Source organism: Algoriphagus sp. 4150 (assembly GCF_031457395.1).
Taxonomy (GTDB): Bacteria; Bacteroidota; Bacteroidia; order Cytophagales; family Cyclobacteriaceae; genus Algoriphagus.
On sequence record NZ_JAVDWS010000001.1, the window covers coordinates 46,750 to 62,651 of the forward strand.

The 15,902-nt window shown below is 38.9% G+C and carries 12 protein-coding genes; 10 read left to right on the plus strand and 2 right to left on the minus strand.

What is annotated here, in order from left to right:
* Positions 1-595: 595 nt before the first annotated feature.
* Positions 596-1,237 carry a hypothetical protein gene (locus J2X69_RS00220; protein ID WP_310096661.1) on the minus strand — a complete coding sequence of 214 codons (642 nt, stop codon included), beginning with the start codon at positions 1,235-1,237 and terminating at the stop codon, positions 596-598.
* 451 nt (positions 1,238-1,688) lie between these two features.
* Positions 1,689-4,322, minus strand: coding sequence for a valine--tRNA ligase (locus J2X69_RS00225; protein WP_310096662.1), 2,634 nt, complete (start codon positions 4,320-4,322; stop codon positions 1,689-1,691).
* 1,477 nt (positions 4,323-5,799) lie between these two features.
* Here J2X69_RS00225 and J2X69_RS00230 point away from each other — a divergent pair.
* From J2X69_RS00230 to J2X69_RS00275, 10 genes are read left to right on the plus strand one after another with little or no spacing between them, the layout of a single operon-like run.
* Positions 5,800-7,038, plus strand: a complete 1,239-nt coding sequence (locus tag J2X69_RS00230) for an ABC transporter ATP-binding protein (protein ID WP_310096663.1) — start codon at positions 5,800-5,802, stop codon at positions 7,036-7,038.
* On the plus strand, positions 7,031-7,774 hold the full coding sequence (locus tag J2X69_RS00235; protein WP_310096664.1) for a methyltransferase domain-containing protein: 744 nt from the start codon (positions 7,031-7,033) through the stop codon (positions 7,772-7,774). Before J2X69_RS00230 ends, J2X69_RS00235 begins: the two co-directional genes overlap by 8 nt.
* A 13-nt stretch (positions 7,775-7,787) precedes the next feature.
* Positions 7,788-8,765 carry a glycosyltransferase gene (locus tag J2X69_RS00240; protein WP_310098425.1) on the plus strand — a complete coding sequence of 326 codons (978 nt, stop codon included), beginning with the start codon at positions 7,788-7,790 and terminating at the stop codon, positions 8,763-8,765.
* 4 nt (positions 8,766-8,769) lie between these two features.
* On the plus strand, positions 8,770-9,675 hold the full coding sequence (locus J2X69_RS00245) for an NAD-dependent epimerase/dehydratase family protein (RefSeq protein ID WP_310096665.1): 906 nt from the start codon (positions 8,770-8,772) through the stop codon (positions 9,673-9,675).
* Between the two features lie 2 nt (positions 9,676-9,677).
* Positions 9,678-10,598 (plus strand): glycosyltransferase family 2 protein, encoded by a 921-nt coding sequence (locus J2X69_RS00250; protein WP_310096666.1) that lies wholly within the window; start codon positions 9,678-9,680, stop codon positions 10,596-10,598.
* Positions 10,585-11,454, plus strand: a complete 870-nt coding sequence (locus J2X69_RS00255; RefSeq protein ID WP_310096667.1) for a glycosyltransferase family 2 protein — start codon at positions 10,585-10,587, stop codon at positions 11,452-11,454. Before J2X69_RS00250 ends, J2X69_RS00255 begins: the two co-directional genes overlap by 14 nt.
* 29 nt (positions 11,455-11,483) lie before the next feature.
* A complete protein-coding gene (locus J2X69_RS00260; protein ID WP_310096668.1) occupies positions 11,484-12,092 on the plus strand; it encodes a hypothetical protein in 609 nt (202 codons plus the stop codon).
* The gene (locus tag J2X69_RS00265; RefSeq protein ID WP_310096669.1) at positions 12,079-12,981 is read left to right on the plus strand and encodes a glycosyltransferase family A protein; all 903 of its coding nucleotides are present in this window, start codon (positions 12,079-12,081) and stop codon (positions 12,979-12,981) included. Before J2X69_RS00260 ends, J2X69_RS00265 begins: the two co-directional genes overlap by 14 nt.
* Complete coding sequence (locus tag J2X69_RS00270; protein WP_310096670.1) at positions 12,978-14,093, plus strand: glycosyltransferase family 4 protein; 1,116 nt, start codon at positions 12,978-12,980, stop codon at positions 14,091-14,093. The genes J2X69_RS00265 and J2X69_RS00270 overlap by 4 nt, the downstream gene beginning before the upstream one ends.
* A 15-nt stretch (positions 14,094-14,108) precedes the next feature.
* Positions 14,109-15,353, plus strand: a complete 1,245-nt coding sequence (locus tag J2X69_RS00275) for a glycosyltransferase family 4 protein (protein ID WP_310096671.1) — start codon at positions 14,109-14,111, stop codon at positions 15,351-15,353.
* The last annotated feature ends 549 nt before the right edge of the window (positions 15,354-15,902 follow it).

Genomic DNA, 15,902 nt, shown 5'->3' on the forward strand with positions numbered 1-15,902 from the left:
TCCGCGGAGAGTCCATTGAAAGAGGATTGTCACCCTGAGCAGCCAGTCTGCCGAAGGCATGAAAGTCGAAGGGTTTAACCGCCAAGTCCACAGAGGGAAACGCAAAGAGCGCGGCTTTAGAGTTCTACTGCTTCCTCCGCCGCTGTTCGTGTCCTCACGAACAGCCGAGGGAAATACAGTGAACACAGCTTTAAAGTTGTCCTACTTCTCCAGAAGCAGGACTTTACATATTTCTGATAAGAGGAATTACCAATTTATAGAATAGAAGTTTGGACCTTCAAGCTTTCCAAAACTACACGGACATTCAACGCCGCGCAGCCGCGAGAAAACAAACTCAGACTTTTGTTTTTGAATTTAAACCACGAAGTCCACGGAGGAAAACGCAAAGAGCACGGCTTTAAAGTTGTCCTGTTTCTTCTGGTAAAATTGAAGTTTCAACCTTCAAGCTTTCCAAAACTACACGGACATTCAACGCCGCACCGCCGCGAGAAAACAACCTCAAACTTTGCGCCCTCGCGCCTTTGCGGGATTTACAAAGTGCTTACGCCACCGTTTGCCTCACGAACAGCTTATTAATGGTTAGTCGTAAATAGTTTTATTCCTTTAACCAAAACTCCTTTGTTGTATAAAATACTGTATCTATGAAATATAAAATGTCGTTTCTTGTCAAGACATTTTCATCATGTAAATCTTCTAAAATGATGCCTAAATCAGGATTGAAATAATCATGGTTGCGATTATTAATAAAACCATTTGATTCAAGAAAGATTTTTACTTGTTTCAAATCAGTAGGTTGAGTGATGGCAACATAAGACTGCTTAACTACCGCATAAAGTGTGTTGTTATCCTCTGTAAAACCAAGGAGTTCGTATGCTGTATCCGGAAAAAAGAAGTTGTGAAAAAGTAAGTTATGGAAATAATCTAACCAGCAAGCGTAATAAATGGCATCATTTAGTTTGAGAACATGATCAGAATCTTTCAGAAACACTCTTTGCTCGGCACCTTCGCTTACGTATAGGGAAAAATCAATACTATTAATCCAAAGGTTTTTTTCAAAAACTAATTTTTCTAGCCTCTTTGTTTCTTGTTCTCTGATTTGCTTTGCATCTTGAGTTTTTGGGCTTGAATCCGTGCCATCTCTAAGGTAATTGGCAACTGCTTGGATAGTTGCTCCAAACCTAACTTCACTCTTTCCTGAAATGATATTGCGTAGTTCATTTTTTAGATGATTTTGCATCTTAACAAAGATATGCAAAATCTTTAATTTCAGAAAATACCTGCTTCTCAGAAGCTGGACTTATATAGGGGTTTAACCATAAAGTTCGCAAAGGATAACACAAAGGTGATCCTGAAGGGATCAAACATTTCAATAGCCAGGGGTGCAACCCCTGGTAAAAGTATTTAAGTGTGTTAAAAGGACCCTGAAGGGTGTCCAACCTAAGATTTTTTAGCCGGATCCGCAGAGAGTCCATTGTAAAAGGCCCAACCTTCGCCGCTCTTCGTGTCACGAACAGCCGAGGGAAATACAGTGAACACAGCTTTAAAGTTGTCCTGCTTCTCCGGAAGCAGGACTTTACATAGTTTGGACCTTTAAGTTTTTCAATACAACACGAAGATTCAACGCCACGCCGCCGCGAGAAAACAAACTCAGACTTTGCGCCTTTGCACTTTGCGGGAGACCGGCTTTATTATCCCAGCTTCTCCAAACTCTCCTCCAAAGCCTTGATTTTGCCTTCCGCATCAGCTTGCTTTTTACGCTCCATTTCTATAACCTGTGCAGGAGCTCCGGCCACAAACCGCTCGTTGCTGAGTTTTTTCATCACTGAATTCAAGAACCCTTTGGTGTAATCAATCTCCTTCCGGATATTCTCTTTTTCCTCTTCTACATTGATCGAGTCACCCATAGGGACAAAGCACTCGTCAGACTTCACCACAAAGCTGATCGAATTGGCTACTTTCTCGCCGAAATTAAGAGAAGAAAGATTGGCCAGCTTATTCAAAACTGCTTCGAATCGACCATATAACCCTTCGTTTTTGGCATTGATGGTTAAGTCAAGGGATTCTTTCGGTGACATGCCTTTGGATGCACGGAGATTCCTTACTTGGGAGACCACCTCAAAGACCTGATTGGCTTCCTCGATAATCTTGGTGTCAAACCCTTTTGCTTCAGGCCAAGAGGCTAATATCAGAGATTCTTCCACTGATCTTTCCTTAATCTGATGCCATAGTTCTTCGGAGATAAACGGCATAAATGGATGAAGAATTTTCAGGATATCTTCGAAAAGCACAATGGTCTTATCATAGGTCGCCTGATCGATTGGATGCTGATATTCGGGCTTGATCATCTCCAGGTACCAGGAGCAGAAGTCTCCCCAAACCAACTTGTAGGTAGTCATCAACGCATCGGAAATTCTGAATTTCTCATAATGTTCATTGATCTCTACCAAGGCTTGGTTGAATCGGTTTTCAAACCATTCTATACTTGAAGCATTGGACGAACCGTCCAGATTCGGATCGATTTCCCAGCCTTTTACCAGACGGAACGCATTCCAGATTTTATTGGCAAAGTTTCTTCCCTGCTCCACCAACTTGTCATCATAAGGCAAATCATTGCCGGCAGGAGAGGAGAACAGCATTCCGGTACGTACCCCATCAGCTCCGTTCTGTGCTATCAGATCCAGCGGGTCAGGGGAGTTGCCCAGAGATTTGGACATCTTTCTGCCCAGTTTATCCCGTACGATTCCGGTTAGGTACACGTTTTTGAAAGGCTTTTCACCCATGTACTCGTATCCGGCAATGATCATCCGTGCTACCCAGAAGAACAAAATCTCCGGAGCAGTTACCAAGTCATTGGTAGGGAAGTAGTATTTCAGTTCTTCATTCGGCTTGCCGGTGGTGAAGACCTCCGGATCGAAAACAGATATTGGCCAAAGCCAGGAGCTGAACCAGGTGTCCAAAACATCTTCGTCCTGCTGTAAATCCGATAAGGTGAATTTGCCGTCAAATTTCTCATTGGCAATGGCCAAGGCTTCCTCAGCAGTTTTTGCGACTACAAACTCCCCATTTGGAAGGTGATAAGCCGGGATTCTATGTCCCCACCAAAGCTGACGGGAAATACACCAGTCGCGCACATTTTCCATCCAAGAGCGGTACATGTTCTTGAATTTTGGGGGGTATAACTGGATCACATCATCCATCACGGAGCTAAGTGCCGGCTTGGTGATTTCGTCCATTTTCAGGAACCATTGTAAGGAAAGTTTTGGCTCGATCACCGCATCCGTTCTTTCCGAATGGCCCACATTGGATTTGTAATCTTCGATTTTCTCCAACTGATCGATTTCCTTTAGACGCTTTCCTATCATTTTTCTGGCGACAAAGCGATCTTCTCCTACTAGAATCTGAGCTTTTTCATTCAGTGTTCCGTCATCGTTTAGGATGTCGATTACCTCAAGCTTGTGCTTCAGTCCAAGTTCGTAATCATTGATATCATGTGCAGGAGTCACTTTCAGGCAGCCTGTACCGAACTCCATATCCACATACTCATCCTCGATGATCGGGATGGCACGGTCGATCAATGGAATAATGGCTTTTTTGCCCTTTAAGTGAGTAAATCGTGGATCATTTGGATTGACGCAGATCGCCACATCGGCCATGATAGTCTCCGGTCGGGTGGTAGCGATGGTAAGGAATTCATTCTCCGATCCTTCGATCCTGTAGTTGATGTAATATAGTTTGGATGCAATTTCCTTGGTGATCACCTCGTCGTCAGACAGGGCAGTTTTTCCTTTAGGATCCCAGTTGACCATACGGATGCCACGGTAGATTTTGCCTTTTTTGTGGAGGTCCACAAACACGGAAATCACCGCATCGCTCAGTCCTTCATCCATGGTGAAAGCCGTTCGGTCCCAATCGCAGGAAGCTCCTAACTTTTTGAGTTGTTCCAGGATAATCCCTCCGTATTTTTCTTTCCATTCCCAGGCATGTTCCAGGAATTTCTCGCGGGTCAGGGACTTTTTGTCTATTCCCTGTTCTTTCAGCAAGTTCACCACTTTTGTTTCCGTAGCGATCGAAGCATGATCTGTTCCGGGAACCCAGCAAGCATTTTTACCCTGCATTCTGGCGCGGCGGATCAGTACATCCTGGATGGTATTGTTCAGCATATGTCCCATGTGCAAGACGCCTGTGACGTTTGGCGGAGGGATTACGATGGTGTAAGGTTCTTTATTCGGGTCAACTTTCGAAGAAAAAAGCTTGTGCTCCATCCAGTAGGCGTACCACTTGGCTTCGGTAGCTGCCGGATCGTATTTGCTGGCAATAGACATATTGGATAAGTATTTGAGCCGCAAAAATAGCGAAAAAGCCAATTTCGGAGGTATGATTGGCGGATCAATTGTGGAATAATGAGGTTTTAACCACAAAGTCCGCAAAGGAAAACGCAAAGAGCGCTGCTTTAGAGTTGACCTGCTTCTCCGGAAGCTGGACTTGTAAAAGGTTTTAACCGCCAAGGTCGCAAAGGAAAACGCAAAGAGCGCTGCTTTAGAGTTGACCTGCTTCTCCGGAAGCTGGACTTGTAAAAGATTTAACCACAAAGTCCACAAAGGAAAACGCAAAGAGCGCAGCTTAAAGTTGTCCTTCGTCTTCGGAGCTGGACTTGTAAAAGGTTTAACCGCCAAGGTCGCAAAGGAAAGCGCAAAGAGCGCTGCTTTAGAGTTGACCTGCTTCTCCGGAAGCTGGACTTGTAAAAGGTTTTAACCACAAAGTCCGCAAAGGAAAGCGCAAAGAGCGCGGCTTTAAGGTTGTCCTGCTTCTCCGGAAGCTGGACTTGTAAAAGGTTTAACCGCCAAGGTCGCAAAGGAAAACGCAAAGAGCGCGGCTTTAAAGTTGTCCATTAACCCTTAACAAATTAACCATTTAACAAATCAGCATCCCAACTTCCAACTTTCTTGGCAATTATTTGCATTTCTAAACTTACCGAGTAAATTTATTACTCAGTCATTGGAAAGTTCTAAAAGGGACTGAGCGGGCGAAGCTGTTTTTTTTAGTAGCAAGTATCAAGAAGCAAGATTCTAGAGCCAAGGTCCGTCATTGCGATAAGTGAGGTACGAACGAAGAAGCAATCTCATTTACATTAGAGTAAAGCAAAAAGTATCAAGATGAAGCGAGATTCTAGAGACAAGAAGTAAGAGACAAGAAGAAAGTTGAGTCGATGATAATCTGAAATGACTGGCATATTCAGTATTAATTCCCATGCCCATTTTTAACCTTTAATCCTTAATCTTTTAACCCCTTAACCCTTACAGTATCAAGTATCAAGATTCTAGAGCCAAGGTCCGTCATTGCGATAAGTGAGGTACGAACGAAGAAGCAATCTCATTTACATTAGAGTAAAGCAAAAAGTATCAAGAAGCGAGATTCTAGAGACAAGAATCAGGAGACAAGAAGAAAGTTGAGTCGATGATAATCTGAAATCACCGGTACGCTCAGTAGAGAATCCCTGACATCGGTTTTAACCTTTAAACTTTTAACCCCTTAACCCTTACAGTATCAAGTATCAAGATTCTAGAGTCAAGGTTCGTCATTGCGATAAGTGAGGTACGAACGAAGAAGCAATCTCATTTACATTAGAGTAAAGCAAAAAGTATCAAGAAGCAAGATTCTAGAGACAAGAAGTAAGTCCCGTACCCATTTTTAACCTTTAACCTATTAACCCTTTAAACTCTTAATCTTTAACCTATTAACCCTTAATCTTTTAAACCCTTAACCTTTACCCCCCCCTATCCCTTTCCTCCCTAACCGGTAATGTCTAAAACAGTAATAAAAGTAGAGAACCTTTCTAAACGCTACCGAATTGGACTAAAAGAAAAACAAGCCGAAACTCTAGCGGGTCAAGTGGCTAATCTGATTAAATCCCCTTGGCAGAATCTAAAGCGACTTCGTGAGATGAGTCGATTTGGAGTAGAGGATGAATCAGTTTTTTGGGCATTAAAGGATGTCAACTTTGAAGTGAAAGAGGGGGAAGTGCTTGGAATCATCGGCAAAAACGGAGCGGGAAAATCTACCCTGCTAAAGATACTTTCTCAAATTACCGAGCCTACTTCAGGCAGAATAGAAATTCATGGTCGAGTGGCTTCCCTTCTTGAGGTAGGAACCGGTTTTCATCCAGAGCTCTCAGGAAGAGAAAATATCTATATGAACGGGACCATTCTTGGAATGACCCGCAAAGAAATTGATTCCAAGCTGGATGAGATCATCGATTTTTCCGGAGTGGAGAAATTTATCGACACACCGGTCAAGTTCTACTCATCCGGAATGAAAGTACGATTGGGCTTTTCCGTGGCCGCCCATCTGGAGCCCGAGATTTTGATTATCGATGAGGTACTTGCTGTGGGGGATTATGAATTCCAACAAAAGTGCTTAGGGAAGATGGAAGATGTAAGTAAAAATCAAGGAAGGACGGTGCTTTTTGTGAGTCATCAAATGGATGCAATTAATTCACTATGCCAGTCTGTCTTAGTTTTAGATAGAGGAACAGTTGATATAAAAGGAGATGTACAGGGTGGTCTTGAAAGATATATGGGCAAATTGGCATTAAAATCAGAAATAACCTTTACTTCTGATTTAGTGAAACCATCTATTTTGGAGGTAAAGTTATTTCAAAGTGACAATGAATTAAAATTTCGTGTAGTTTTTGAGAGTCCTTTTCTTTTAAATGAACCTTCAATAGGGATTGTTGTCTACAATCAGTTTGGCAGTCCTGTTTTTGGATCAAATCCAAGGTTTCATAAATCGAAATCAATACCAAATAAAACTAAAAAAGGGATATTTGAAGCAGTTGTGAATAATCCGGAATTGCATTCTGGGATATATAAAATTTCTGTATGGCTGGGGGATTCAATAGGTGATTATGATGTAAAGCTGGATACATTGATATTTGAGTATGTTTCAAATAAGAAATATACCCAAAAACCAGACCCCAAGAATATAGGATCGATTGATAAATTTTTTGATTGGAAATTCATTGAAGAGGTTTATGAATAATACGGCATACGTACATAATGAAAAGGTTCACAATACTGAAGCTTCCAGTATCATTATTCCCGAAATCATAAAATGGATAAAACCAAGATCAGTCTTGGATGTAGGGTGTGGAATTGGAACATGGCTGAATATATTTTCTCAATTTGGGGTAAAGGATTTAATGGGAATAGATGGGGATTATGTTGATAGGGATTTACTCTATAAACATATTGATTCTGATGATTTTAAATCCTGTGACTTGGAAAAACCATTTGATCTGAAAAGAAAATTTGATTTGGCTATTTCCGTGGAAGTTGCGGAGCATTTGAAAGCCTCCTCAGCCGATATTTTTGTAGAGAGTATTTGTAGGCATGCGGATACCGTGATTTTTTCTGCTGCTATTCCGGGACAAGGTGGTCAAAATCATATCAATGAACAATGGCCAAGCTATTGGGAAGCAAAGTTCAAGAGACATGGATACCATGTGTATGATCCATTTCGACTGGTATTTTGGAAAGACCAAAAGATAGAGCCATGGTACAGACAAAATATATTGCTGTTCTCTAAGAATGAGTTGGATATCCCTAAAGCTAATTGCATCGATATTGTATTGCCGGATTTCTGGGATCAGAAGATTCGGCGAATTGAAAATTTAGAGAATCAAATCCGGCGCATCAGATCAGGTAGAGTAGGGCTTGGATTTTATATTAAAGGAATAATTAAAAGTCTACGCTATTTTGGAAGAAAGCAAAAATAATCCTTTGGTGTCCGTGGTACTTCCCATTTATAAAGGAGAAAAATACTTGAAAGAAGCTATCCAAAGTATTCTTGACCAGAGTTACTCCCACTTTGAATTGATCTTGGTCAATGATGCTTCTCCTGACGATTCTAAATCAGTAATCGGGCTATTCGATGATGAAAGGATTCGCTACATCGAGAATGAAGTTAACTTGGGCTTGATAGGTAGTCTGAATAGAGGACTTGATGCAGCTCAGGGAAAATACATTGCCAGGATGGATCAAGATGATATTTCTCTGCCGGAACGATTTTCAAAGCAAGTGATTTTCTTGGAAAAAAATCCGAAGGTGGTAATTTGTGGGATGCAGGGACTGGTTCTTGGCACAGAGCAAAAAATAGAGTTGCCTGAAAAAGATTTCCAAATTAGAACATTTTTGTTTTTCGGTTCTCCTTTTATTCATCCAGTTGTGATGATCCGTAGAGATACATTAATTCAAAATGATCTAAAATATGATATGAAGTATTTTCATGCGGAAGATTTTGGTCTATGGGTGAATCTCTCTTTCAAGGGGGAATTGGCAAATCTCAAGGATGTGGGAATTTTATATAGAAAACATGATCTGCAATACACCAAAGTTTTTGTGGAAGGGAATAAAAACTCATCTTTTAATGCTAAAACTGAATATTTGGATCATTTGGGAATAAAGATAAACAAGGATCAAGAAAACATTTATTTAAAAATATTTAAAAGGGAAATTGATAAAAGCAGCAGTGAAGAAATGAAACGAGTGGCTTCTTTTTTTATGGTCTTTTATCAAAAAGTCATCAAACTTGGTTTTGATAAGATATATTTAAGTAGATTTCTGTATAGGAAATGGAAAGTTATATGCTCGGATAGGCAGAAAGAAGGTGTGTTTTCTTATTTAATTTTTTTAAAGGGTCCGTTTGTTTTCAGATTTTTCGAGCCTAAGGTGCATCTGTGGTTTATAAAAAAACAAATTGGGCTGTAACATTATGATAAAAGTCTTGATTTTAGGTGGAACCGGTTTTTTGGGAAGTGCTTTAGCAGAAAATTTATCAAAAAGAATTTATCATGTGCGTATTTATTCTCCTTCTGCCGAGAAAGTTAAGAAATCAGAAGGAATTGAAGCTGCAAGAGGTTATATAGAAGATTTTGAGACGCTTAGAGTTCATTTGGAATGGGCAGACCATATTTATCATTTTGTATCAACCACTAACCCTAAGTCATCTTATATAGACCCATCCCATGACATTAAATCAAACCTATTACCACTGATTCCTGTATTAAATTTTTTAAAGGAAAATACTGAAAAATATCTACTTTTCTGCTCTTCAGGTGGGGCAGTTTATGGAGTTGGTAATGGAAAGCCAATAGTTGAAGACCATCCGAAATCTCCAATTTCTTCCTATGGAATAGTCAAATCTACCATGGAAGATTATATATTATACTACAAGCATTTATTTGGAATTAAAGCCTTGATTTTAAGACCATCAAATATCTACGGTAAGAAAAATCACGACATCGGTAAGCAGGGTTTGATTAGCACCTTGGTAAATAATGTTGTTAGAAATAGATCAACCGATATTTGGGTATCGTTGACCACCTCAAAAGATTATTTGTTTGTTGATGATTTTGTGAATGCAGTAATACTATTAATCCATAATCAAACTGAGGGAGTTTACAACTTATCTTCTGGACAGACTCATACCATCCAAAACATTCTTGATACTATTTTCAAAGTGACCGGTCAATATGCATCCATTGACAACAAGATAGGAGATGCTTCAAAAATTGATGTGCCTGTAAATATATCATCTGAAAAAATGAAAACAAAAACTGGTTGGAAAATGAAGACTAGTTTAGAAACTGGAATTAATAATATTTACAAATCTGATTAAGAATGAATGAATTCAAGGTTTCTGTTATAATTCCTATTTATAACGTGGCGGAATTCATTGAACAAGCTGTAGAATCAGCTGTTCACCTACCTGAGGTAGCTGAGGTTTTACTTATTGATGACGGATCGCCGGATCACAGCTTAGAGGTTTGTATGAGATTGAAGGATCAATATGCTAAAATATCAGTATTTCAACATTCAGAGGGGAAGAATGAAGGAATAAGTGCCAGTAGGAATCTGGGAATCGAAAAATCAAATTGCGATTTTATCGCCTTTTTAGATGCAGATGATTGGTATTTACCTCATCGCTTTCAAAAAGATAAGATGATCTTTGAAAACTATCCTGATGTAGATGTAGCTTACTCTTGTGCCATTTTGGAGGAAGATCTTGGCAATGCTGAAAAACGGTATGGAATTAAATCGGATCCAAATCCCCTTCGGGGAAAGCCTCAGGACCCTATGGGCTTTTATCAGAAGAAAATTGAAAATCAAGCAGTTTTATTCCATACAAATAGTATAACCATTAAAACGCATTTTTTGAAAAAAGGAAAATGCTTTGATGAAAGGTTAAAGCTTCACGAAGACTCTGAGCTTTGGAATAGATTAATGCGAATAGGTAATTTTTATGCCGCCGAATGGCAAAATCCAGTAGCTGTAATTAGAAGACATTCTAAAAATAGTATTACACAAAGAAGCTGGATGACTCATATAAAAATGATTGGGGTTCAAATAGATAATATAGGTTTGAAACATCTTGAAGGCTTTGAAGTAAATGAGCTATATACCAGAATTTGGAGACAAAAAAGTAAAAATTATACAAACCATTGGATTAGAAGGGGGTATTTCTATTCTAATTATTTTTTGAACTGGTTTTTCAAGAAAAAAGCGTTGGATAGAATAAAAAACACCTATGCCCACGATTAGTGTAATCATTCCAACTTACAACCGTTCACATGTATTGCCCAATGCAATTCAAAGTGTGCTGAACCAGACCTATGAAGATTGGGAGTTGATTGTAGTGGATGATGGGAGTGGAGATGATACTAAGGAGGTGATAAAGCCATATTTGAAGGATAATAGGATTTTCTATTTTTATCAAGAAAACAAAGGTGTTTCTGCTGCAAGAAACTATGGGGCATCAATGGCAAATGGTAAATATCTGGTTTTTTTGGATAGTGATGATTTGGTTGAAACGAATTGGCTTTTTGATTTTTGGGACTTAGTTTGCATTACAACTAAGGTTCATGTTGTATTTTGTGGAATTGAAGTCAGGAAACTCCATTTGGGTACAACGAAAGTCGAAATACCATCCAAAAGATTAAGAAAATCTGGAATGGATTGGGGATTACCTATTCCTGGGAGCTTTTTGGTTGAGAAAAATGTTTTTTGGGAATTAGGAGGGTATGATGAGAAGTTGAAATTCTCTGAAAATACAGACATGCTTATTAGAATGCAATTCTTTGATTTAGAATTTACTTATACTGATAATGTTAATTTAGTATATCTTCAGAATGAAAAAGGCGGAAACAGTATTTTGTCAAATAAAATAGATTCAATAGAATATTTACTAAATAAACACCAGATTTTTTTTAGCCAGTTCAAAAAGAATAAACGGAGTTTATTTCAGATCTTGGTAGTTAGTTGTTTAAAACTGAAAATGTATTCAAATAGCAGAAAATGGTTTTTGCCTAGCATAAAGATAGCTCCGTTAAATTTAAAGGTGTATTTGCGATATATTATAAGCTATTTTCCTTTCGTTGTGGGGAAAGTTTATGGATAGCTTATGATTTTTTTTGCCAATAAAAAAGTATGCGAATTAGAAATATATATAAAAATCTAGGAAAGGTGAATTCTTTTTTAAGAGAAGATCCATTTTTAAGAAAGTACTTTGTGCATTGGATTTGTTCTTTAATCAATTTTCCTTTTACGAGAAAATATCCATGGCTCACTTATGGAGCAATAAGTTGGTTAAAGAAGAATGTACAAGAAGATTGGAATATACTAGAGTTTGGATCAGGTTCTTCTACTGTTTTTTTTGCAAAACATTGTCAATTTGTAACTTCTTTTGAACATGATAATAGTTGGAGAGAATTAGTTCTTCAACAATTAGGACAAAAAGGCTTTATAAATGTGAAAATATTGCCTTATTCTGCTGTGTATCAAGATGAATACCTCTATTTTAAGGATCCAAAAGTCAATTTGATATTGCTAGATGGTATTGATAGAGAAATCACATTTAGGTACTCATTTCCATTACTTTCTACAGGAAGCTTTCTGATATTGGATAACGCTGAGAGAAGCGATTATTCAAATATACATTTGGCAATGGAGAAATATCCTAGTTGTACTTTTTCAGGAGTATCTCCATATAACATGAAAATTACAACTACTAAAATTTGGCGAATTGAAAATACCTGAATTCTCAGTTATTATCCCAACCTATAACAGGGCATATTGTATAAAAAATGCAGTGGACAGCGTTTTGAATCAAAATTATCGGGATTTTGAGTTACTTGTTATTGATGATAACTCTAAAGATGAGACGACGACTGTTTTAAATGAATATGGAGATTCTATTAAATCTATTAAGCTTTCAAATAATTCAGGAAATGCAGTAGCACGTAATGTTGGAATTAATAATTCCCAAGGAAAAATAATTGTGTTTTTGGATAGCGATGATACTTTTGAGAAATTTTATTTAGATGAATTATATAAAAGTGCTCAGAAGAATGGAGATTTTGACTTTTTTTGGACAGGGATAAATCTCTTTAATAATGGTGAGTTTCAAGGCAAACGCCATTGGCACCCAACCTTTACACAACCGGGATTAGAGTTTTTTAATGAATTGCGAATAGGAACTAATTTTGGATTGGCAATTCGGAGTCATGTATTATCCAAAACTGGGCTATTTGATGAGAGTTTAAAGGCTTCCGTCGATAGAGATTTTCTGTTGCGAATATCTCAAAATTTTAAAGGTTTTCCAATCCCAGGCCATTTTATTAACTATACTTTAAATTCTTCCGAATCTGTAAGAAAGGATAAAACAAACCAGGCAAATTCATACCTTATAATGATTAAGAAGTATGAAGAAATCATAAACTCAGATATACGTTTTAAGAAATTTTGGTATCATAAAACGATGTGGATTTGCTATTATTCAGGAATGAAAAAGGAAGCTAGATTGATGCTGAAAAAGTCGCCTTTAAACATAAAAACTTCTCTTCTAGCCATTATTTTTGAGCTTTTTCCGCTACAACAGGCCATAAGCATTCATCAATGTTTTGGAAATAAAGGTTTTTACAAGTGAAAATCCTCTTTATTCAAGACACCTTAGCCAATGCAGGAACAGAAAAAAGCATGTTGCAGCTATTGCCGCTTTTTTCCGAGGAGAGTGACTGCAAGGTGGTTTATTTATATGCTGGCCACGATCTTAGGGAAGAATATCTGTCTGCCGGAATATCCTTGGAGTTTTTGGATTTGAGAGGTAAGTATGATTTTTTTAATGCACTCAGGAAACTAAATGAATTAGTAAGAAAGGATCAACCGGATATCATGGTTTCTTCATTGATGAGAGCTAATTTATTGACTAGGGCAATTTCAAAGATTAATGATATACCTCTCGTAGGAACATTAGTGAACGACAGCTATAATTCTTTTCGGATCCAAGAAAATAAGGGAAATGGTTTCTGGAAGTTCCGCGTATTTTGGATGCTTGATAGATGGACGTCGAACATCCCGGTCCATTGGATTTCAAATGCGACATGTTTGGTGAATTCCCATAATAAAACCTTGGGGATTTCTTCCTCCAAAGTTTCAGTCGTTTATAGGGGAAGATCCATAACAGATGAAATGAAAAGAAGACCTGTGAACTCTTTGAAATTTGTAACCTACGGCAGGTTGTTAGAGAGAAAGGGATTTTTAGACATATTGGAGGCAGTTGCTTTGGTAAAGCAAAAGTTCCCGTTTATCTCGATGGATATATTTGGGGAAGGACCTCTTGAAAATATATTGAAAGAAAGAATTGTTAAGTTGAAGTTGCAGGATAATGTTGCTTTAAAGGGAGTTGTCATTGATCCTCAAGTTAGACTTAAAGATTATGGGGTGTTCGTTTTCCCCTCACATTACGAAGGCTTTTCAGGCGCGTTGGTAGAAGCGATGATGGCCGGTATTCCAATAATAGCATCGGATATTCCCATGAATTTGGAAGCGGTCAAAGATCAGGAATCGGCTTTGGTTTTTCCCGTGAAAAACATCCAATCCTTAGCGGAAAAAATGATCCACGCCATAGAACATCCTGAGGAAATGGCCAAGCTTGGGGCTAAAGCCAGAGAAGTAGCTATGGAGCGGTTTGATATAGAAAAGATCGCTAAGGAATATGAGGCAGTTTTGCATAAGGTATATCAAAAGCACAAGAAGTAGAATGGTGATCCTCAGATGAAGATTCTATTTCTTGATACTTCTCCCATCCGACGCGGTGCCCAGGTTTTTATAGTGGAATTGACCGATGCATTAGATCAAATGGGGGAAATTCAGACCTATAGATTCTATCTGTATAAGCCGGATGAAAATGCTTCTTCGGTAAAGATCAGAAATCAAGATAAGGTCTTAGGGTTTGATCAAGGGCATATTTTTGAAAAAATACCGACACTCCAACCTCCTCTTCTCTATAGACTTATAGTCGAAATCAAACGAATCCAACCGGATATTGTCCTGCTCAATGGCTCCCGTACGCTTAAATATGGAGCAGCGATCAAGCGCTTTTTTCCAAAAAAAGTAAAGTGGATCAGCCGGGTGATTGATACCGCAGAATTTTGGAACCCCGGGAAATTCACCCATTGGTACTATAAAAAACTAGTGATTCCCCAATTGGATGGCACAATAGGAGTCAGCCGGGCATCTCTGGATTCTATGATCCGTCATTATAAGTTCAAAAAGCCTGCTACGGTTATTCATCGGGTAGTTGATCCGAAGAAATTTGAAAAAGCACTCAGTAGGAAGGAGGCAAGAAAGGAATTGGGGCTGGGTGATAAAGATGAAGTACTGCTTTTTCTGGGAAATCTTACTGCTCAGAAACGACCTGATAAATTTATCAGCATTGTCCATCAGCTCTCCCTAACTCACCCCAATCTCAAAGCATTGGTAGTAGGGGACGGGCCACTGAGAGGTGATTTGGAGTATCAAGCAACAGGTATCAAGAATCAAGAGCCTAGAGCTAAGAATCAAGAAACTTCAAATGAGACCTTGTCAGTAGGGAGTAGCCAATACATATCGCCTACACCGGAGCTAGCATCTGACATCCGGCATCCGACACCAAACATCTTTTTCCATGGTTACCAACAAGACGTATCATCTTACCTGGCTGCTGCTGATATCCTTGTGCTTACTTCGGATACAGAAGGCTTGCCGGGAGTTGTTCTCGAAGCGGCCCATTTTAGAGTTCCTACTATAGCATCTGAGATAGGAGGGATTAGAGAATGCCTTATTGATGGTGAAACAGGCTTTTTGATTCCGAATCGATCTGTGGATGCGTTTTGCCAAAAAATCACAGTACTTTTTGATAATCCTAAGCTGAGAATTCAACTGGGAGAAAAGGCATCAAGCTTTGTTTCCCAAAATTTCCGAATGGATAAAGTTGCCCGGCAGTACTTGGATTTTTTCAATCAGCTTTTCAACCTTTAAGCAAAGAAGTACGTAAAGGGATTTCTAACCACATAGAAAGACAATAGCCACATAGTTTTTTCACGGAAGTGGAGTCCTAATTGCAGTTTTTTCGTCTGCTGTTTCGGATTAGCTTAAGCCATCGGTGATGATACGAACGGCGGCTTAGGAGACCTCGAAGATTCTGTTTTTTACCACAAAGTCATAAAGAAAGCAAAGAAGTACGTAAAGGGATTTTTTGAAAAGTATTATCTGCTGTCTGTTAGTTTTGAATTAGCTTAAGCCATTCGTGTCGCTACAAACGGGTTGAAGCCGTCTGTGATGACACAGATGGCGGCGCGGATTTGTGATGACCAAACGGCGAAGTGGTGCTTACCTGACCTCCCTTCTCTACTACCTACACAAAACAGTTCAGATTTTACCACCTTGGTTTAGTGTGAATGCGGGGAGGAGGTCGCAGCAGCGGGCCAGACGGCTGGTCTGCGGGGAGAAGCTTTGCTGCGACGAAGGTTTTTGTTACTTTTTGCCTTCAAAAAGTAAGAGAGAAAATCACCTTAACATTATCGATAC